Below are 18,574 nucleotides of genomic sequence, written 5' to 3'. Positions count from 1 at the left end.
CAACCTGCGGTCAGGGCGTCCGGCTGTCAAGACGGCCGTTCGGGCTTACCCGCGGCGAGGAGGCGCGCCCCCTCGCCGACGTTCCGGGTCGCGCCACTAGCCTGCGAAGTAGCCGAGTTGCGCCGAGAGATCCGCCGCCGCCGACGACATCGTGGACACGATCTGGTCCACCCGTTCCCGCGACAACCGGTACGACGGCCCGGACGCGCTCATCGCCGCGACCACCTCGCCACGGTGCCCGCGCACCGGGACGGCCACCGCATGCAGGCCCAGTTCGAGCTCCTCGAAGCACGCCGCGTACCCCTGCTCCGCGACCTCCTCCAGTTCCGCGAGCAGCCGTGACGCATCCACGACCGTGTTCTCGGTGTAGGAGTCGAGCGGCAGCGACGCCAAGCGCTTGCGCTCGTCCGCCTGCAGGTAGGCGAGCAGGACCTTGCCGGACGACGTGGCGTGCAGGGGTGTGCGCTGGCCGATCCAGTTCACGGCGGAGACGGCCGCCGAGCCGCGGGCCTGGGTGATGTTGATGGCGACGCCGGCGTCGTGCACGGCGATGTTGACGGTCTCGCCGAACGAGTCGGCGAGGGTCTCGCAGACGGGCTGGCCGAGCTTGGTCAGGTCCATGCGACCGGTGGCGGCGCCGGCCAGGCGCACCACCCCGAAACCGATGGCGTACTTGCCCCTTTCACCGAGCTGCTCCACCAGGCCACGCGACTCCAGCACGGAGACGAGTCTGGACACCGTGGACTTGTGCACACCCAGCTCACCAGCGATTTCGGTGATACCGGCCTCGCCCTGCGCCAGTAGTTCGAGCACGCTGATGGCTCTGTCCACGGACTGCACCTGAGCTGCCGAGTCGGAGTTGCTCATCGCGCAACAGTAACCGGCAGGCAAAACAACCGGCTGGACTCTTGACGGCGGGTCTTCGGAGCCGCACATTGTGTTGCGTCATTCGGAACGTGTGCCGTGTCACGCAACGGAGGCCGACGATGATCCGCGCCTGCGCTCTCATGGACCTGCCCCCAGGGGAGGCGGTTCGCATCGTCGGTCCTCGGGCGCCGATAGCGGTGAGCACCTGTCCTCTCCACGTGAAAGATGGAGGGGTCTATGTCGATGCCGAAGTGAACAGGGACGTGGCGTGAAGACGATCGCGATCATCGGCGCCTCACTCGCCGGTCTGAGGTCGGCGCAGGCACTGCGCCAGCAGGGGTTCGACGGACGGATCGTCGTCGTCGGCGACGAGGTCCATCTCCCCTATGACCGGCCTCCTCTCTCGAAGGACTTCCTCCTCGGCAAGGTCGAGGCGGTGCCGCTCGCGGACCAGGAGGACCTCGACGCGCTGAGCGCGGAGTGGCGCCTGGGCGTGCGAGCGACCGGGTTGCTCTCCAGCCGGGAGATCTCGCTCAGCGACGACACGACGGTCGAGGCCGACGGCATCGTCATCGCGACGGGCGGGCTGCCGCGCACGATTCCCGGCACGCACGTCCTGCGCACGCTGGACGACGCGATCAAGCTCCGCGAGGCGTTCGGCACCGCGCAGCACATCGGCATCATCGGCGCCGGCTTCATCGGGGCCGAGATCGCCTCCAGTGCGCGCGCTCTGGGCAAGGAGGTCACCGTCGTCGAGGCGCTCCCCACGCCTCTCACGCGCGTGCTGGGCGCCGAGATGGGCGCTGCATGTGGACACCTGCACGGCGACCATGGATCAACGTTGATCACGGGGATCAATGTTGACTCGGTCAACGTCGACGGCGGAATCAACCTCGCGGACGGCCGTGTCGTCGGCGCCGACGTCGTCGTCGCGGGCATCGGCGCACGCCCGGCGACGGACTGGCTCACCGGCGGGCCGGTCAACGTCGGCAACGGCGTCCTGTGCGACGCGGGTGGCGTGACGAATCTGCGGAACATCGTCGCCGTCGGCGACGTCGCGAACTGCGCCGGGCATCGTGCCGAGCACTGGACGAGCGCGACCGAACAGGCACAGATCGCCACCCGGAACCTGCTCGCGGGCGAGACCGTCGCGACGCACACCAACGGCGGCTACGTCTGGTCCGACCAGTACGGCGTGCGGATCCAGTTCATCGGGCGAGCGACGGAGGACGTTCGCGTAGAAGATGGGGCCATCGAGGACAGGAAGTTCGTAGCGACCTATCGAGACGGTGACCATCCGGACGACATCGTTGGCATTGTGGCCATGAGCAACGCACGACTCTTCACCCGGCTTCGCCGGAATCTGAAGTAACGGTCGTCACGGTTTACCGCCACCGGCGACCGGATAAGTACCCGAGTGTCCTTCATGGACACGTGAATCAGGGAGGCAGTCCGTGTCGCCGGTGCGGCAGATCATCAACCCCTTCGACCAGAGCGTCATCACCGAGGTCGAGGAGCAGACCCGCGACCAGGCCGTGGCGGCGATCGCCAGGGCGAGAAACGCCTTCGACCACGGCGACTGGCAGCACTCCAGCCCCGAACACCGCGCCGCCGTGCTGAACCGCGTCGCGGACCTCCTGGAACGCGACAAGGAGGACATCGCCCGCACCGAGACGCTCGACACCGGCAAGACGCTGGTCGAGAGCCGTATCGACGTGGACGACGTCGCCGCCGTGTTCCGCTACTACGGCAACCTCGCCGGGCTGCTGCACCCGAAGATCGTCCAGGGTGTCCCGGCGGACGTCATCAGCCGCGTCGACTACGAACCCGTCGGCGTCTGCGGCCTGATCGCGCCCTGGAACTACCCGCTGCTGCAGATGTCCTGGAAGATCGCGCCCGCCCTGCTGGCGGGCAACACGATCGTGGCCAAGCCCAGCGAGATCACCCCACTCACGACGATCAAGCTGTTCGAGCTGCTGCAGGAGGCCGGACTGCCGGACGGGGTCGCGAACCTCGTCCTCGGCACCGGCCCGGAGGTCGGCGCGCCGCTGTCCGAGCACCCCGGCGTCGACCTGGTCTCGTTCACCGGCAGCCTCGCGACCGGTCAGCGGATCATGGCGTCGGCCGCGAAGACCGTGAAGAAGGTCGCGCTCGAACTCGGCGGCAAGAACCCGAACATCGTCTTCGCGGACGCCGACATCGACGTCGCCGTCGACTACGCGCTCACCGCCGCGTTCTTCCACGCCGGCCAGGTCTGCTCGTCCGGTACCAGGCTCATCGTGCACTCCAGCGTCTACGACGACTTCGTGGACGAGGTCGCGCGCCGGGCCGATCTCATCAAGCTGGGCAACGGGTTCGACGAGGACACCGAGTCCGGTCCCCTCGTCAGCGCCGAGCACCGGGCCAAGGTCGAGAGCTACGTCGAGGTCGCCAGGCAGGAGGGCGCGACCCTCAAGGCGGGCGGCAGGCGTCCGGAGGAAGCCGAGCTGCAGAACGGTTTCTTCTTCCGCCCCACGGTCTACGCGGACTGCACGAGGGACATGAAGCTCGTCCAGGACGAGACGTTCGGCCCGATCATCACCGCCGAGCGCTTCGAGACCGAGGAAGAGGCGATCATGCTCGGCAATGACACCGAGTACGGCCTCGCCGGCGGTGTCTGGAGCCAGGATCTGGACAAGGCGCAGCGCGTCGCGAAGAAGCTGCGCCATGGCACGGTCTGGATCAATGAGTTCGGCCCGTACCTGCCGCAGGCGGAGTGGGGCGGCTTCAAGCGCTCCGGCGTCGGCCGCGAACTCGGCACCGCCGGGCTGCACGAGTACACCGAGCCCAAGCACGTGTACCAGAACCTCAAGCCTGAAGCCCAGAACTGGTTCGCGCGAAGGGACTCCAAGTGACGGCGTACGACTACGTGATCGTCGGCGGCGGAACGGCGGGCTGTGTGCTCGCGGCACGACTCACCGAGGACGAGAACGTCACGGTCGCGGTCATCGAGGGCGGCCCCTCCGACGTCGGCGACGAGAAGATCCTGAACCTGCGCAACTGGATCAACCTGCTGGAGACCGAGTACGACTACGACTACCCGACGGTCGAGCAGCCGCGCGGCAACTCGCACATCCGGCACAGCCGCGCGAAGGTGCTCGGCGGATGTTCCAGCCACAACACGCTGATCTGCTTCCAGCCGCTGCCGCAGGACCTCGACGGCTGGGGCCACGGCTGGACGTGGGACGCGGTCGGCCCGTACTACGACAAGGTCCAGCTCAACATCATCCCCGTGGTGGAGAAGGACCGGAACCCGATCGCCAAGGACTTCGTCGCCGCCGCGCAGCAGGCCACGGGCGTCCCGGAGATCGAGAACTTCAACGCCAAGCCCTTCGAGGACGGTGTCGGCTTCTTCTCCATCGCCTACCACCCGGAGAAGAACAACCAGCGCTCCAGCGCCAGCACTGCCTACGTGCATCCGATCCTGGACCGCAGGAACCTGACGCTGCTGCTCGACACCTGGGCGGGCAGGATCGAGTTCGACGGCACCCGTGCGATCGGCGTGCACACCGACAAGGGCTACATCGAGGCCAACAAAGAGGTTCTGCTCTGCGCGGGCGCGATCGACACGCCGCGGCTGATGATGCTCTCGGGCATCGGCGACGCCGAACACCTGAGCAGCATCGGCATCGAGCCCAGGCACGACCTGCCCGGCGTCGGCGAGAACCTGCTCGACCACCCGGAGTCGGTCATCGTCTGGGAGACCACGAAGCCGTTGCCGGAGAACTCGGTGATGGACTCCGACGCCGGTCTGTTCATCCGGCGCGACGAGTCCGACCCGCGGCCGGACCTGATGTTCCACTTCTACCAGATCCCGTTCACCACCAACACGGAACGCCTCGGCTACCCGGCGGTGGAGCACGGGGTCTGCATGACGCCGAACATCCCCAGGCCGCGCAGCTTGGGCAGGCTGTGGCTGAAGTCCAGTGATCCCACCGAGAAGCCGGCGCTCGACTTCGGCTACTTCACCGATCCCGGCGGCTACGACGAGCAGACCCTCGTCGACGGCTTCCGGATCGCGCGCGGGATCGCCGAGCAGGAGCCGCTGAAGTCGTGGCTCAAGCGGGAGATCGCGCCGGGGCCGGACGTCACGAGCGACGAGGCCCTGTCCGAGTACGGCCGCAAAGCGGCCCACACCGTCTACCACCCGGCGGGCACCTGCGCCATCGGGTCCGTTGTGGACGGTGACCTGAAGGTCATCGGGCTCGAAGGCCTCCGGGTCGTCGACGCGTCCGTGTTCCCGACCATGCCCACCGTGAACCCCATGGTCACGGTGCTCATGATTGGAGAACGCGCCGCGGACCTGATCAAGGAGGCGTGAGTGACCCAGACTGATTCGACACTGTCAGCGGAGGACAGGCTCCGGAATCTGGGTTACACCTCGGAGTTCAAGCGGGACATGAGTCCCTGGGCGAACTTTTCGCTGGGCTTCACCTACCTCTCCCCCGTGGTCAGCACGTACACGTTGTTCGGCGTCGCCCTGGCCCTGGGCGGCCCGCCGATGATCTGGAGCTTCGTCGTCGCGGGCGTCGGCCAGTTCCTGGTCGCGCTGATCTTCGGCGAGCTCGTGGCGCAGTACCCGGTCGCGGGCGGCGTGTACCCGTGGGCACGCCGCCTGTGGGGCAAGCGCTGGGCGTGGATGACCGGCTGGGTGTACATGATCGCCCTGCTGGTCACGATCGCGTCCGTCAGTTACGGCGCGGGCCCTTATCTGGCCACGCTTCTCGGCTACACGGCCAACGTCGGCAACACTGTGCTGTGCGCGATCGCGATCATCGTGGTCTCCACGCTCATCAACTACGCCGGCACGAAGGTCCTGTCGTGGGCAGCGATCTTCGGGTTCGCCGCGGAGATCATCGGTGCGCTGGCGGTCGGCATCTGGCTGCTCGTCGACAACCGCGTCCACGGCCTGGGCGTGCTGTTCGACAGCTTCGGCGCGGAGGGTTCGGGCAGCTACCTGCCGGCGTTCTTCGCGGCGGGCATCATCGGCCTCTACCAGTACTACGGCTTCGAGGCGTGCGGTGACACCGCGGAAGAGGTCAAGGACCCCGGCCGCGTCATCCCGAAGGCCATGCGCCGCACCATCTACATCGGTGGCGCGGCGGCCACGTTCGCGTGCCTGTCGCTGCTGCTGGCGGTGCCGGACTTCGGCAGGGTGATCTCCGGCGAGGACGCCGACCCCGTCACGAACATCCTCACCAACGCGTTCGGGCCGGTCGGCTACAAGATCGTGATCGGCGTCGTGCTGATCTCGTTCCTGTCCTGCACGATGTCGTTGCAGGCGGCGGCGTCCCGGCTGACGTACTCGTACGCCCGCGACAAGATGATCTTCGGGCACAGGGCGCTCGCGAGGTTCAACAAGAAGCGCCACATCCCGCCGTACGCCCTCGCGCTCGCCGGTGTCATCCCGGCGATCATCATCTTCGCGTCGATGCTCTCCTCGGACGCGCTGGCCAAGATCGTGTCGTTCGCGACGCTCGGCATCTACCTGGGCTTCCAGATGGTCGTGTTCGCCGCGCTGCGGGCCAGGATCAAGGGCTGGGTGCCGTCCGGCGAGTTCACGCTGGGCCGCTGGGGCATGATCGTCAACGTCCTGGCGCTCGCGTACGGCGTCGCGGCGATGGTGAACATGGTCTGGCCGCGCACCCCGGACGCGCCCTGGTACGACAACTACGTCGTCATCCTGAGCGGTGTCCTGGTGGTCGGCATCGGCCTGGTCTACATGCTGATCGCCAAGCCGTTCGGCAACTCCGACGCGGCGGCGGGCGACGCGGTGCCGGTCGGGGAACCGCTAACCCTGCAGGCGAAGTAGGCGCAGGGCGAGCTGCACCTCCAGCACGCGTTCCGGCGACTGCCAGTCGCCGAGCAGCGACGAGACCCGGTCGAGCCGTTGCGTGACCGTGTTGACGTGGAGGTGCAGCTCCGCCTTGGCACGGCTGAGGTTCGCGCCGCAGCGGAAGTAGACCTCCAGCGTGTGCACCAGTTCCGTGCCGCGCTCGGAGTCGTAGTCGAGCACCGGGCCGAGCACCGACCGCACGTACCCGGACACGTCCGCCCTGTCGCCCAGCAGCACGCCGACGAACCCGAGGTCGTCCATCGTGGCGGCGTCCTTGTCGCGGCCCAGCTGCCGCAACGCCTTCAGGCACCGGCGCGCCTCCTCGTAGGCCGCCGCGATCGCCATCGGCCCCGCGACCGGACCGCACGCGCCCACCGTCGCGTCCAGCGCCTTCGCCACCTCGCGGGCCACGTGCGTGGACACCGACGGCAACGCCAGTACGACGTCCCGGCCGCGCGACCCGGCCAGTCCCCTGTGGACGGACGCGTAGTGCGTGGCCCCGGACAGGTTCCCGTCCGCCACCAGCACCACGTGCGGATCGCTCAGCTCCACGCCGACCCGGCGTGCCCGTGCCAGCAGACCGGCGGCGTCGCGCCCGTCCAGGATGTCGGTGATCAGCTCACCGCGGACCTTGTTCTCCGCCTCGGCCACGGTCCGGCGCAGCAGCAGCAACAACGCCGTCACCGCCGCCGACCGTTCGAACACCCGCCGGTCCGCGTCGGGCAGGTCCGGGCGGCCCGAGAGAGCGATCCCACCCAGCAGCTCCGACCCGGCCAGCACCGCGCACACCCACACGCCGGACAGCAGCACGGCCCGCCCGTTCGCCCGCACGGCGGCGGGAGGCACGACGTCCAGCACCTCGACCGGTCCGCCGAGCAGTTCCCCCACCGCCGCCGCGACCTCGGCCGAGGAACCACCGCGCAGCACCAGGTCCGTGAGCCGGTCGTGCGCCTCCTCAGCGCGTTTCATGGCCTCGTTGTGCGACTGGATCGTCGCGAACAACGACGCCGTGTCGATCGCGATGGCCGCGTGGTCGGCCAGGGACTGCAGCAGCGCGACCTCCTCGGCGGGGAACTCGCGTGAGGTCCGGTCGGCCGCGTACAGCACGCCGATGACCTTCGAGCCGAGCTTCAGCGGCACGCCCAGGATCGCCGTCAGGCCCTCGTCGTGCACCGCCGAGTCGATCGGGTTCGTGTGGTTGAACCGGGCGTCCGCGAAGTAGTCGGACGTCGCGTACGGCCGGGCGGTCTGCGCGACGAGCCCGCCCAGGCCCTCGCCGAGCCCCAGCCTGACCTTCTGGAACAACGGCGAGAACGACCCGTCCGTCACCCTCATGTAGGTGCCGGCCGGGTCGTTCATCGACAGGTAGGAGACGTCCGTGCCGAGCAGGGTCCGGGCCCTGCGCACGATCGAGCGGAGAACCGCGTCCGGGTCGCGCATGCCCGCGAGCTCGGACGCGGTCTCGAACAACGCCGCCAGTTCGGCCTCACGCCGTCGTGTCACACCCCAACCCTGTCATGTTCCTCCAGGTCCGCACCACGGGTCTCCTTGGCGAACGCGATCGCGACCACGGTGATCACGCAGGTGATCAACACGTAGACGGCGATGGGGAACGACGACTTGTACGCCTGCAACAGCGCCGTCGCGATCAGCGGCGCCAGCGCACCCGCCACGATGGACGCCAGCTGGTACCCGACCGACGCGCCCGAGTACCGCACCCGCGTCCCGAAGAGCTCCGAGAAGAACGCCGCCTGCGGCCCGTACATCGCACCGTGCAGCACCAGGCCGACGGTCGTCGCCAGCGTGATCAGCACCGGGTCCCTGGTGTCGAGCAGCGGGAAGAACGCGAAGATCCACGCGGCCATGCCGACGGCGCCGAGGAGGTAGATCGACCGCCGCCCGAACCGGTCGGACAGGTGGCCCCACACCGGAATCGTCACCAGGTGCACCGCCGAGGCGATCAGCACCGCGTTGAGCCCCACGGACTTCGACAGTCCGAGGCCGGTGACCACGTAGACCAGGATGAACGCCGTGATCACGTAGTACGACACGTTCTCGGCGAACCGCGCGCCCATCGCGATCAGCACCTCGCGCCAGTTGTGCTTGAGCAGCAGCAGCGCGGGCGCCTTCTCCGGTTCCGGCCCCTTCTCCTTCGCCGCCTTCTCCTGTGCCGCCAGGAAGATCGGCGACTCGGACACCGACAGCCGGATCCACAGCCCGATCACCACGAGCACGCCGGAGAGCAGGAACGGGACGCGCCAGCCCCACGCGAGGAAGTCCTCGTCCGACTGCACGGCCGCCAGCACCGCCAGCACACCGGTCGCGAGCAGGTTCCCGCACGGCACACCGGCCTGCGGCCACGACGCCCAGAACCCGCGCCGCTTCGGATCACCGTGCTCCGACACGATCAGCACGGCCCCGCCCCACTCGCCACCGAGCGCGAAGCCCTGCACGAGCCGCAGCAACGTCAGCAGCACCGGCGCCAGGACGCCCACCGACGCGTACGTCGGCAGCACGCCCATCAGCATCGTCGCGCCACCCATCAGCAGCAACGACAACACCAGCAGCTTCTTGCGCCCCAGGCGATCCCCGAAGTGGCCGAAGACAAGGCCACCCAGCGGCCGGGCCAGGAAGCCGATCGCGTACGTGGTGAACGCGAGCAGCGTGCCCGTCAACGGGTCCGCGGTCGGAAAGAACAGCTTGTTGAACACCAGGGCGGCTGCCGAGCCGTAGAGGAAGAAGTCGTACCACTCGACAGTTGTCCCGATGAGCGAGGCGCCTACCACTTTTTTGATCATCGACAACTCCTCATTGAGCTGACCAGCCGCCATCGACGGCCAACGACGTACCGGTGACAAAACTGTTGCCGCACAACCACAGCACGGCGTCGGCGACCTCGGAGGGTTCGATCAGCCGTTTCACCGCGCTGCGCTGCAGGAAGATCTGCGACGAGACGTCCGCCTCGGAGATGCCGTGCACCCTGGCCTGGTCCGCGATCTGCTTCTCCACCAACGGGGTCCGCACATAGCCGGGCGCCACGCAGTTCGACGTCACCCCGTGCGGGGCGCCTTCCAGAGCAGCGACCTTGGAAAAGCCTTCCAGGCCGTGCTTGGCGGCGACATAAGCGGACTTGAACACGGACGCGCGCATGCCGTGCACGCTGGAGATGTGGACGAGCCGGCCCCAGCCTCGCGAGTACATGTGCGGCAACACGTGCCGGGTGAGGCGGAACGCGGCTCCCAGCATGAGCTCGACCATCGCCGAGAAGCGCTCGGCGGGGAACTCGTGGATGGGCGCGACGTGCTGCACGCCGGCGTTGTTGACCAGGATGTCGATCTCGCCGGGCAACGCGTCCACGGAACCGGTGAGGTCCAGCACATGGCCGACCCCGCCGAGCTCCTCGGCCAGCGCCAGAACCCGGGGATCGCGGTCGGCCAGATGGACCTTGGCACCCGCGGCGGCCAGTGCGCGGGCGCAGGCCAGGCCGATGCCGCTCGCGGCTCCGGTGACCAGCGCGCTGTGACCCGTGACACTCGACATGAACGGAAACGGTAGGCGTCACACGGCGTGCTCAACATGTGGTGCACCCACATAACGCCTGGTCACAAGATGGCTTTAGCCAACATTTAGCGTCTGGGAGGCATATATGGCGAATAGACGGGGTATAGGGGCGTAAGCTCCCGTCACCTGAACGGGGGAAGATCAGCAAAAGGGGGCCATACCATGTCTGCAACACCTATCTACGACGACCTCCTGCGCGAGCTCGAAGGCATCGCACAGGAGGCCGGTCTGACCAGCTCGGAGCCCACTCCCGAGCCCGTCAAGTCGTAGCTGTTCCCCGGAGGGCCAGGGATCAACTACCGCGGAGGCGCGATCAGCTCGGCGGGAACCGGCTGGTCCTTGCTGATCAGGTCGAACAGCTGAGACGCCTTCTCCTTGTTCCACTGCACGACCGAGCCCGCGCCGGGCACCGTCGGCGTGCCACCGACCGGCACCGTCCCGCTCGTCGCCTCGCTCATGTTGAGCGCGACGCTGGCCAGGTGCCACACGTGGTCGTCCTCGTTGACCGACACCGAACCGGACGCCGCGTTCATCAGCGGGATGACGCGGAACGGGTTCGCGAGGGTCGCCGGGCTCTTCACCTTCTCGAAGAGCGCCGACAGGAACTTCCGCTGGTTCTGCACGCGCTGCAGGTCGGCGGTCGCGAACGCGCGCGTCCGCACGAACCCGAGCGCCTGCGGCCCGTCGAGTTCCTGGCAGCCCGCGGGCAGGTCGATGCCGGCCAGCGGGTCCTTGATCGGCTGGTCGAGGCAGATGTCCACGCCACCGACCGCGTCGACCATGTCGGAGAACCCGCCGAAGCCGATCTCCATGTAGTGGTCGATCCGCACGCCGGTCGCGCCCTCGACGGTCTGCACGAGCATCTGCGGCCCGCCGAACGCGTAGGCCGCGTTGACCTTGTTGCGGCCGTTCTCCGGGATCGTGACGTAGGAGTCACGCGGAATCGACAGCAGCACCGGCTTGGCCGCGCTGTTGTCCGGCAGGTGCAACATCATGATGGTGTCGGTCCGCCGTCCGGCGGCGTCACCGGTGGCCAGCGTGTCCTTCTGCTCCTGCGTCAAGCCCTCCCGGGCGTCCGATCCGACGAGCAGCCAGGTGGTCCCCGGCGTCTCGGCGGGACGGCCCTGGTAGTCCGGCAGCGCGTTGATCCGCGTCAGCGTCGAGTCGACGTAGAACCCGAATCCGACGGCACCCAGAACAAAGACGAGCAGCAGCACCAGAATGACGCGTCCCGGACGCCTCTTCTTCTTCATCGGCCGCTGCGGCGGCATGGGACGCCGCGGCTGCTGGTAGCCGTGGTGATACCCAGCGCTCATTTGTCGCCAACCCCGATCGCATCAGTTTCGCTTTGCAACTAGGGACGCCGTTCGTCCCCTTAGGTTGCGAGGAACCTACCGGGGTGGCAGCACCAACGCGTCGAAAAGGCGGTTCACCTCGGCCGACGGGTCGTCCGTCCAGCCCGTGTGAGCCGGTGACGTCTGCACGATCGTGCTGCGTGGCGCGGTCAGCCAGCGGAAGCGCTGCCCCACCGTCGTGCGGCTGACCGGACCGGCCTCGGCAGCGCCGTCGCACGAGTTCGTCAGGTGCTTCAGCGACGTTTCGAGCATCTCGACGTCGAGGTGCGGGTCCAGCACCCGCAGCCGCTCACCGTCCACATAGGTCTTCGCGCACAGGAAGCCCAGCGGCGCGCAGTAGACGATGACGCCGACGTTCATGAACTCGCCACGCTCCTGCCGCGGTACCGCCCGCAGCAGCGCGTACTCAAACACGTGCGGCACGCGCGGCCTCCAGCGAGTCGACCCAGCCGCGGTTGGTCAGGCGGTAGGTGAAGAAGTCCTGGTAGCGCCGGCGCAGTTCCGCCGGATCGCCTTCCAGCCACTCGTCGGGAACGAGCGCTAGCACCTCGTCGAGCAACTCCGGCGTGACCTTCGCGGCCAGTTCGGCGTCCACTTCGGACAGCGCGCCGGCGTTCGGCAGCATCGCGTGGTCCGACGAGTCGTACCGGTAGTCGGTCATCTTCCATTTTGGGGTGGGCCGGGGCCCCTCGCTCCACGAGTAATGGAAGTACAGCGCGGCGCCGTGGTCGATCAGCCACGGTTCGCGGTGCCACAGCAGCATGTTCGGGTTACGCCAGCTGCGGTCGACGTTGAGCACCAGCGCGTCGAACCACAGCAGCCTCGTCGCGAACTCGGCGCCGGGATCGCGCACGACCGGGTTGAAGTCGAACGAGCCGGGCAGGTAGTCGAGTCCGAGGTTGAGGCCTCCGCTCGCGCGCAGCAGTTCCTGGACCTCCTGGTCGGGTTCCGCGCGTGCCAGCTCCGGGTCCAGGTGCACCAGGACGATCTCGGGTATGCGGAAGCCGAGCCTGCGGGCGAGCTCGCCGACGACGATCTCGGCGACCAGGACCTTCACGCCCTGCCCCGCACCGCGGAACTTCACCACGTACATACCCAGGTCGTCGGCCTCGACCAGCCCCGGCATCGAACCGCCCTCGCGGAACGGCGTCACGTACCGGGTGGCCGTGACCTCCCTCAGCGAACTCATCCGCGCATGATCACACGAACGCCTGCCCGAAGCCGAGCCGAATACCGGCCTCTAGGAGGTCAACGCCCTGAAGTAGGCGGCCTGACCTGCCTTGTTCGGGTGATAGGAGTCGGCAGTCGGATTGACCAGCGCGTTCATCCACGGCTCGGCCGCGCACACGCCGTGGTCCGCAAACGCTTCCCTCACGTCGACGTACCGCGCACCAGCGCGTTCGGCTGCCTGCGCGATGACTCCGGAGAGCTGGTCGGCAGCCTCGTTGAGCACCTGGCGTTTGGACTTGGAGAGCGTCCAGCACCCGTCGTTCGGCGTGAACAGCCGCGGATAGCCGAGCACGACGAGCTTGGCGTGCGGTGCCGCTTCCTTGATCGTGGCGTAGGCCGTGTCGAGCCGGGCGGGCAACTGCCCGTGGATGAAGTCCACCGCCGTGGCGACCCTCTTGGCACAGGCCCTGTCACCGCTCAGAGTGCAGGTCGTCAGCACGTCCACGAACCCGAGGTCGTTGCCGCCGATGGTGATCGTGACGAACGTGGTGTTCGCGGTCAGCGCCCGGAACTGGGACCTGAGCGACTTCGTGGTCGCCCCGCTGCACGCCACGAACTTGAACGACGGGAACTCCGTGCCCCGCAACGCCGGGTAGGCGTTCGAGCTGCGGCGGCACGAGCCGTCCACATAGGAACCGGCGCCCGCCCCGGACGCGTAGGAGTCGCCGAGTGCGACGTACTCCGGGGCGATCGGTGCGGGCGCCAGCAAAGCGACGGCGAGTACTCCAGCCAAAAGTCCCATAGGCCCGGAGTACCACTGTGGATGATCGACTTGAAGTGGGTTAACCCAGTCGTGTGGGCAGCACGCAGACCGGGATCGCGGTCTGCAGCGGCGTGCCGGACGGGGTCAGCTTGCCCATGACCCTGTCGACCGCGAACGACGTGACGTTGTTCGAGTTCTGGTTGGCCGCGAACAGGAACGACCCGGTCGGGTCGAACGTGATGTGCCGCGGGTACTTGCCGCCGACCGCGGTGGTGCCGAGCATCGTCAGCCCGGAACCGCCGACCGCGAAGTGCGCGACGCTGTCGTGCCCGCGGTTCGACAGGTAGACGTACCTGCCGTCCGCCGAGACCAGCACCTCGGCCGGGTAGTTCGTCGGACCTCCGGACGGCGCGGTCTTCAGGACCTGGCCCGGCGTGAGCTTCCCGTTCGCGTAAGCGCAGGTCACGATGGTCGAGTCCAGCTCGTTCGCGACGTAGGCCGTCTTGCCGTCGGGGTGGAACGCGATGTGCCGCGGTCCGGCTCCCGGCTTGACCTTGGCCTGCGAGACCTGGGTCAGCTTCCCGCCGGTGAACGAGTAGACGAACACCGAGTCCGCGCCGAGGTCGACCGCCGCCGCGTACCTGCCGGCCGGGTCGAACACGATGTGGTGCGCGTGCGGGCCTTCCTGGCGTTCCTTGTTCGGCCCGGACCCCTTGTGCTGCACCTTCTGCGTGCGCGCGCCGAGGCTGCCGTCCAGGTTGACCGGGAACACGCTGAGCGAACCGGACGAGTAGTCGGCCGTGATCAGGTACTTCCCGGACGGGTCGAGCGTCAGGTGGCACGGGTCGGCGCCACCGGTCGCCTGCTTGTTGATCACCTTCAGCGTGGCCGCGTTGATCGCGGTGACCTCGCCCTTGGTGTTCTCGTTGACGGCGTAGAGGAACCTGCCGTCGCGCGACTCGATCACGAACGACGGGTTGACCACGCCGCTGATCACGCCGGTCGTCTTCAGCTGCCCGGACACGGTGTCGTAGGTGCCGATGCCGATGCCCTTGGCGCCCCCGCTCCACGTCGTGTAGGCGCCGAAGAACACTCTCCGCGTGGCGGCAGCCGCCTCAGCGGTTCCTCCGGTCATCAGCAGTCCAGCTCCCACACCCATGGCTCCGAGAAAACGTCGCCGGTCCACACCCACGTCCGCACCTCCGGGATAGCTTTGCGGCGGCGGCGCAGCCCACACTGGCCCAGACCACTACGGTCAGGCAATAGGTGCAATCAAGATTGCGTCTAGCGCAACGGGTCGTTGTTGACCAACCGGGCCTTCTCGGCCTCGAGGTCGTAGGCCGGTGGCGGGAACTTCGGGTCCATCTCGCGCAGGGTCTCCAGCAGCAGCCTGCTGATCGTCCAGTTCCGGTACCACTTGCGGTCGGACGGGATCGCGTACCAGGGCGTGTCACGGCAGTTCTTCAACGCCTGGGTGTACGCGCCCTGGTACTTGGACCACTTCGACCGGACGTCGATGTCGGCCGGGTTGTACTTCCAGTTCTTCCTCGGGTCGTCCAGGCGCGCGAGCAGCCGTTCCTTCTGGACCTCCGGCGAGATGTGCAGGAAGCACTTGATCAGCGTGATGCCGGAGTCCGCGAGCTCCCGCTCGAACGTGTTGATCTCCTTGTAGCGGGTGCGCAGCTCCGCGGCGGTGATCAGGCGCTCGACCTTCGGCACGAGCACGTCCTCGTAGTGCGAGCGGTCGAACGCGCCGAGGCGGCCCTTCTCGGGCAGGACCCTGCGGATGCGCCAGAGGTAGTGGTGGCGCAGTTCGGCGGCGGTCGGTTTCTTGAACGACGCGATGCGCACGCCCTGCGGGTTCACCAGGCCCATGACGTGCCTGACCACGCCACCCTTGCCCGAGGTGTCCATGCCTTGCAGCACGAGCAGGACCGCGCGAGAGTTCTCCGCGTAGAGCGCCTCCTGCAGATCGTCCAGCTCGGCCCCGGTGGCGACCAGGTCCTCGGCCGCCTCCTTCTTGCTCTGGGGACCGACCGGGCGGCCCGCGGGGTCGAGGGTGGAGAGATCCACCTCATCGAGTCGCAGCGCGTCACGAACCGACTTCTTCGCCATCATGTGACCGTAGCGATTCACCGTCGATTCCGCCCGCTGTGCAAGCAAGAGCCACCGATTGGTGAATCTACGCAACAAACTGATGCAATGCGCAACGGTTGACGGTCGATATCGCTTGTCGACGCCCCTAGCCTTGGAGGATGACCGCCATCGCTGAGCACAACACCACGGGAACCACGAATTTGGCGAGCGCGGACTTCGTCGCTCTCGACGAGGAGTGGAGCACGCACAACTACCACCCGCTGCCGGTGGTCATCTCGCACGGCGAGGGTTCGTGGGTCACCGACGTCGAAGGACGCCGCTACCTGGACTTCCTGTCCGGTTACTCGTCACTGAACTTCGGGCACCGCCACCCCGCCCTGGTGGCCGCCGCCGTCGAGCAGCTCGGCCGCGTCACGCTGACCAGCCGCGCGTTCCACCACGACCAGTTCGGCCTGTTCTGCCGTGAGCTCGCCGCCCTGACCGGCACCGAGATGGTGCTCGCGATGAACTCCGGCGCCGAGGCCGTCGAGTCCGCGATCAAGGTCGCGCGCAAGTGGGCGTACCGGGTCAAGGGCGTGCCGGAGGGGATGGCGGAGATCATCGTCGCCGGGTCCAACTTCCACGGCCGCACCACGACGATCGTGTCGTTCTCGACCGACGAGACCGCGCGCAACGACTTCGGGCCGTTCACGCCCGGTTTCAAGGTCGTCAAGTACGGCGCGCTCGACGAGATCGAGTCCGCGATCTCCCCGCGCACGGCCGCCGTGCTGCTGGAGCCCATCCAGGGCGAGGCCGGCGTCGTCGTGCCGCCCGCCGGGTACCTGGCCGGGATCCGCCGCCTGTGCGACCAGCACAACGTGCTGATGATCGCCGACGAGATCCAGTCCGGGCTCGGCCGCACCGGCGAGCTGTTCGCTCTCGACCACGAGGGCGTGCGTGCCGACCTCTACACGCTCGGCAAGGCGCTGGGCGGCGGCATCCTGCCGGTGTCCGCCGTGGTCGGCTCGCGTTCGGTGCTGGGCGTGCTGAAGCCCGGCGAGCACGGGTCGACGTTCGGCGGCAACCCGCTCGCGTGCGCCGTGGGCCGCGCGGTCGTGGGACTGCTGGCGACCGGTGAGTTCCAGCAGCGCTCGCGCGACCTGGGCGCGTACCTGCACGCCGAACTGAACAAGCTGGTCGGTCACGGCGTGGCCGAGGTGCGCGGGCGCGGGCTGTGGGCCGGCGTCGAGATCGCGCCCGGTGGCCCGGTGGGCCGTGCCGCGTCGGAGGCGCTGGCCACGCGCGGGGTGTTGTGCAAGGAGACGCACGCGTCGACGTTGCGTGTCGCACCGCCATTGGTCATCACGCGGGACGAGATCGACCTGGGCGTTCAGGCGATCGCCGAGGTCGTTCGTCCCGTTTAGGGTGATTTCGCTCGTACCTAGGTCACAAATGCGGCGGACGAGCCACCTGGTACGTCCGCCGCAGGCATGATGACTCGTATGGGTGAACCCAATGAGTAAGCAGAGTCGTGCTGAGGCCGCTGCGGCTCTGGGTCGTTGGGTTGAGCCCGAAGAGGTCCACGCAGAGGGTCGCGCGCTGCGGTCCTCAGTGGACTCCAAGGCGCACCGCGCGATGTCGCTGGCCAGGTCGCGCCCGTCCGTGCTGGAGTTCATGCGCGCGAGCAACGCGGGCCGGCTGGAGCACCTGGTCCCGTTGCGGGTCGGCCGGATGCTCGAGAACCCGTTCGCGTTCTTCCGCGGTGCGGCCGGGCTGCAGGCGGGCGATCTCGCCGCCGGCTGCTCGACGGGCCTTCACGCTCAGCTGTGCGGTGATGCACACGCAGCGAACTTCGGCCTCTACGGCACGCCCGAGGGCCAGATCGTCATGGACATCAACGACTTCGACGAGACGCTGCCCGGACCGTGGGAGTGGGACCTCAAACGGCTCGTCGCCTCGCTGGTGCTGGCCGGTCGCGTCGGCGGCGTGTCGGACAAGGGCTGCCGTGACGCCGCCGAGGACGCCGTGAGCGCGTACCGGGGCGCGATCCGCCACCTCGCGGAGATGCCGTTCCTGGACTCCTGGACCGCGCTGGGGGACGAGTCGACGCTGTCGAAGGTGAAGGCCGACGACCTGCTCAACAACTTCTCCAAGGCAGCCGAGAAGTCGCGCAAGAACACCAGCGCGAAGTTCGCCGCCAAGTGGACCGCGCACGACGGCGAGAAGTGGCGGTTCATCACGAACCCGCCGACGTTCACCGAGGCCACTCCCCCGACGAAGGCGGCGGTGATCGCCGCGCTGCCGTCCTACGTGGACACCCTGCGCGAGTCGCGGACCAACCTGATCATGCGCTACGGCGTGTCGGACGTGGCGTTCCGCGTCGTCGGTACGGGCAGCGTCGGCCTGCGCAACTACCTGGTCCTGTTGCACGGCAACGGTTCCGAGGCACTGGTGCTGCAGGCAAAGGAGGCCAGGCCGTCCGCGCTGCAGCCGTTCCTGGACGTCGAGCCCGCCAAGCACGAGGGCAGGCGGATCGTGCACGGCGCGCGGCTCGTGCAGGCGGAGACCGACATCCTGCTGGGCTGGACGACGATCGAGGGCCGGCACTTCATCGTGCGGCAGTTCCGCAACCGCAAGGGCGAGATCGACGCGACCACGCTGAAGCGCGACGACCTCGACGACTACGGCCGTCTCGCCGGTGCCCTGCTGGCCCGCGCGCACACCCGCTCCCTGGACCCGCGACTGCTGGCCGGCTACTTCCAGGACGGCGACGACCTGGACGACGCCTTCGCCAAGTACGCGTTCGACTACGCCGACCAGACCGAGGCGGACCACGAGGAACTGACCAGGCTGGTCAAGAACGGGAAGCTGCCCGCGACCGCCGAGGACCGCTGACGCGTTTCGGGC

At 68.1% G+C, this 18,574-nt stretch carries 16 protein-coding genes; 6 read left to right on the top strand and 10 right to left on the bottom strand.

Going from position 1 to position 18,574, the window contains the following annotated elements; translation table 11 throughout:
* Positions 1-96: 96 nt before the first annotated feature.
* A complete protein-coding gene (locus IG04_RS0129475) occupies positions 97-867 on the bottom strand; it encodes an IclR family transcriptional regulator (protein WP_030480001.1) in 771 nt (256 codons plus the stop codon).
* 268 nt (positions 868-1,135) lie between these two features.
* Here IG04_RS0129475 and IG04_RS0129470 point away from each other — a divergent pair, with 268 nt between their 5' ends.
* The 4 genes from IG04_RS0129470 (at position 1,136) to IG04_RS0129455 (ending at position 6,718) form a co-directional block, all read left to right on the top strand.
* The gene (locus tag IG04_RS0129470) at positions 1,136-2,239 is read left to right on the top strand and encodes an NAD(P)/FAD-dependent oxidoreductase (RefSeq protein ID WP_030480000.1); all 1,104 of its coding nucleotides are present in this window, start codon (positions 1,136-1,138) and stop codon (positions 2,237-2,239) included.
* An 82-nt stretch (positions 2,240-2,321) separates the two neighbouring features.
* On the top strand, positions 2,322-3,761 hold the full coding sequence (locus IG04_RS0129465) for an aldehyde dehydrogenase family protein (RefSeq protein ID WP_051770918.1): 1,440 nt from the start codon (positions 2,322-2,324) through the stop codon (positions 3,759-3,761).
* Entirely contained in the window at positions 3,758-5,227 is a 1,470-nt protein-coding gene (locus IG04_RS0129460) for a GMC family oxidoreductase (protein WP_245816748.1), read from the top strand. Before IG04_RS0129465 ends, IG04_RS0129460 begins: the two co-directional genes overlap by 4 nt.
* Complete coding sequence (locus IG04_RS0129455; protein WP_030479997.1) at positions 5,228-6,718, top strand: APC family permease; 1,491 nt, start codon at positions 5,228-5,230, stop codon at positions 6,716-6,718. It abuts the gene before it with no gap.
* On the opposite strand, the gene IG04_RS0129450 is transcribed toward IG04_RS0129455, so the two are convergent.
* The 9 genes from IG04_RS0129450 to IG04_RS0129405 form a co-directional block, all read right to left on the bottom strand.
* On the bottom strand, positions 6,698-8,245 hold the full coding sequence (locus IG04_RS0129450) for a helix-turn-helix domain-containing protein (RefSeq protein ID WP_051770916.1): 1,548 nt from the start codon (positions 8,243-8,245) through the stop codon (positions 6,698-6,700). The two genes, IG04_RS0129455 and IG04_RS0129450, sit on opposite strands and share 21 nt — an antisense overlap.
* Complete coding sequence (locus IG04_RS0129445) at positions 8,242-9,540, bottom strand: MFS transporter (RefSeq protein ID WP_030479995.1); 1,299 nt, start codon at positions 9,538-9,540, stop codon at positions 8,242-8,244. Before IG04_RS0129445 ends, IG04_RS0129450 begins: the two co-directional genes overlap by 4 nt.
* A 10-nt stretch (positions 9,541-9,550) precedes the next feature.
* Positions 9,551-10,282 carry a 3-hydroxybutyrate dehydrogenase gene (locus IG04_RS0129440; RefSeq protein ID WP_030479994.1) on the bottom strand — a complete coding sequence of 244 codons (732 nt, stop codon included), beginning with the start codon at positions 10,280-10,282 and terminating at the stop codon, positions 9,551-9,553.
* A gap of 317 nt (positions 10,283-10,599) precedes the next feature.
* Positions 10,600-11,619 (bottom strand): LCP family protein, encoded by a 1,020-nt coding sequence (locus IG04_RS0129430; RefSeq protein WP_030479993.1) that lies wholly within the window; start codon positions 11,617-11,619, stop codon positions 10,600-10,602.
* A gap of 75 nt (positions 11,620-11,694) precedes the next feature.
* Positions 11,695-12,081, bottom strand: a complete 387-nt coding sequence (locus IG04_RS0129425) for a DUF3037 domain-containing protein (RefSeq protein ID WP_030479992.1) — start codon at positions 12,079-12,081, stop codon at positions 11,695-11,697.
* Positions 12,065-12,847 carry a HipA family kinase gene (locus IG04_RS0129420; protein WP_036016200.1) on the bottom strand — a complete coding sequence of 261 codons (783 nt, stop codon included), beginning with the start codon at positions 12,845-12,847 and terminating at the stop codon, positions 12,065-12,067. Before IG04_RS0129420 ends, IG04_RS0129425 begins: the two co-directional genes overlap by 17 nt.
* 51 nt (positions 12,848-12,898) lie before the next feature.
* Positions 12,899-13,630 carry an SGNH/GDSL hydrolase family protein gene (locus tag IG04_RS0129415; RefSeq protein ID WP_051770914.1) on the bottom strand — a complete coding sequence of 244 codons (732 nt, stop codon included), beginning with the start codon at positions 13,628-13,630 and terminating at the stop codon, positions 12,899-12,901.
* Positions 13,631-13,670: 40 nt separating this feature from the next.
* Positions 13,671-14,750, bottom strand: a complete 1,080-nt coding sequence (locus tag IG04_RS0129410; RefSeq protein ID WP_245816747.1) for a lactonase family protein — start codon at positions 14,748-14,750, stop codon at positions 13,671-13,673.
* Positions 14,751-14,875: 125 nt separating this feature from the next.
* A complete protein-coding gene (locus tag IG04_RS0129405) occupies positions 14,876-15,706 on the bottom strand; it encodes a PPK2 family polyphosphate kinase (protein WP_030479988.1) in 831 nt (276 codons plus the stop codon).
* Between the two features lie 140 nt (positions 15,707-15,846).
* Here IG04_RS0129405 and rocD point away from each other — a divergent pair, with 140 nt between their 5' ends.
* A complete protein-coding gene (gene rocD / locus IG04_RS0129400) occupies positions 15,847-17,091 on the top strand; it encodes an ornithine--oxo-acid transaminase (RefSeq protein WP_030479987.1) in 1,245 nt (414 codons plus the stop codon).
* 91 nt (positions 17,092-17,182) lie between these two features.
* On the top strand, positions 17,183-18,562 hold the full coding sequence (locus tag IG04_RS0129395) for a DUF2252 domain-containing protein (RefSeq protein ID WP_030479986.1): 1,380 nt from the start codon (positions 17,183-17,185) through the stop codon (positions 18,560-18,562).
* Positions 18,563-18,574: the final 12 nt, after the last annotated feature.

This window comes from Lentzea albidocapillata (assembly GCF_000719115.1).
Lineage (GTDB): Bacteria > Actinomycetota > Actinomycetes > Mycobacteriales > Pseudonocardiaceae > Lentzea > Lentzea albidocapillata.
This window is presented reverse-complemented; position numbering and strand designations above follow the sequence as displayed.

What these genes read in the sequence shown, in the direction of transcription:
- IG04_RS0129475 (WP_030480001.1), bottom strand. Translation starts at nt 867, where the DNA reads ATGAGCAACTCCGACTCGGCAGCTCAGGTGCAGTCCGTGGACAGAGCC.
- IG04_RS0129445 (WP_030479995.1), bottom strand. Translation starts at nt 9,540, where the DNA reads ATGATCAAAAAAGTGGTAGGCGCCTCGCTCATCGGGACAACTGTCGAG.
- IG04_RS0129440 (WP_030479994.1), bottom strand. Translation starts at nt 10,282, where the DNA reads ATGTCGAGTGTCACGGGTCACAGCGCGCTGGTCACCGGAGCCGCGAGC.
- IG04_RS0129430 (WP_030479993.1), bottom strand. Translation starts at nt 11,619, where the DNA reads ATGAGCGCTGGGTATCACCACGGCTACCAGCAGCCGCGGCGTCCCATG.
- IG04_RS0129420 (WP_036016200.1), bottom strand. Translation starts at nt 12,847, where the DNA reads ATGAGTTCGCTGAGGGAGGTCACGGCCACCCGGTACGTGACGCCGTTC.
- IG04_RS0129415 (WP_051770914.1), bottom strand. Translation starts at nt 13,630, where the DNA reads ATGGGACTTTTGGCTGGAGTACTCGCCGTCGCTTTGCTGGCGCCCGCA.
- IG04_RS0129410 (WP_245816747.1), bottom strand. Translation starts at nt 14,750, where the DNA reads ATGGGTGTGGGAGCTGGACTGCTGATGACCGGAGGAACCGCTGAGGCG.
- IG04_RS0129405 (WP_030479988.1), bottom strand. Translation starts at nt 15,706, where the DNA reads ATGGCGAAGAAGTCGGTTCGTGACGCGCTGCGACTCGATGAGGTGGAT.
- rocD (WP_030479987.1), top strand. Translation starts at nt 15,847, where the DNA reads ATGACCGCCATCGCTGAGCACAACACCACGGGAACCACGAATTTGGCG.
- IG04_RS0129395 (WP_030479986.1), top strand. Translation starts at nt 17,183, where the DNA reads ATGAGTAAGCAGAGTCGTGCTGAGGCCGCTGCGGCTCTGGGTCGTTGG.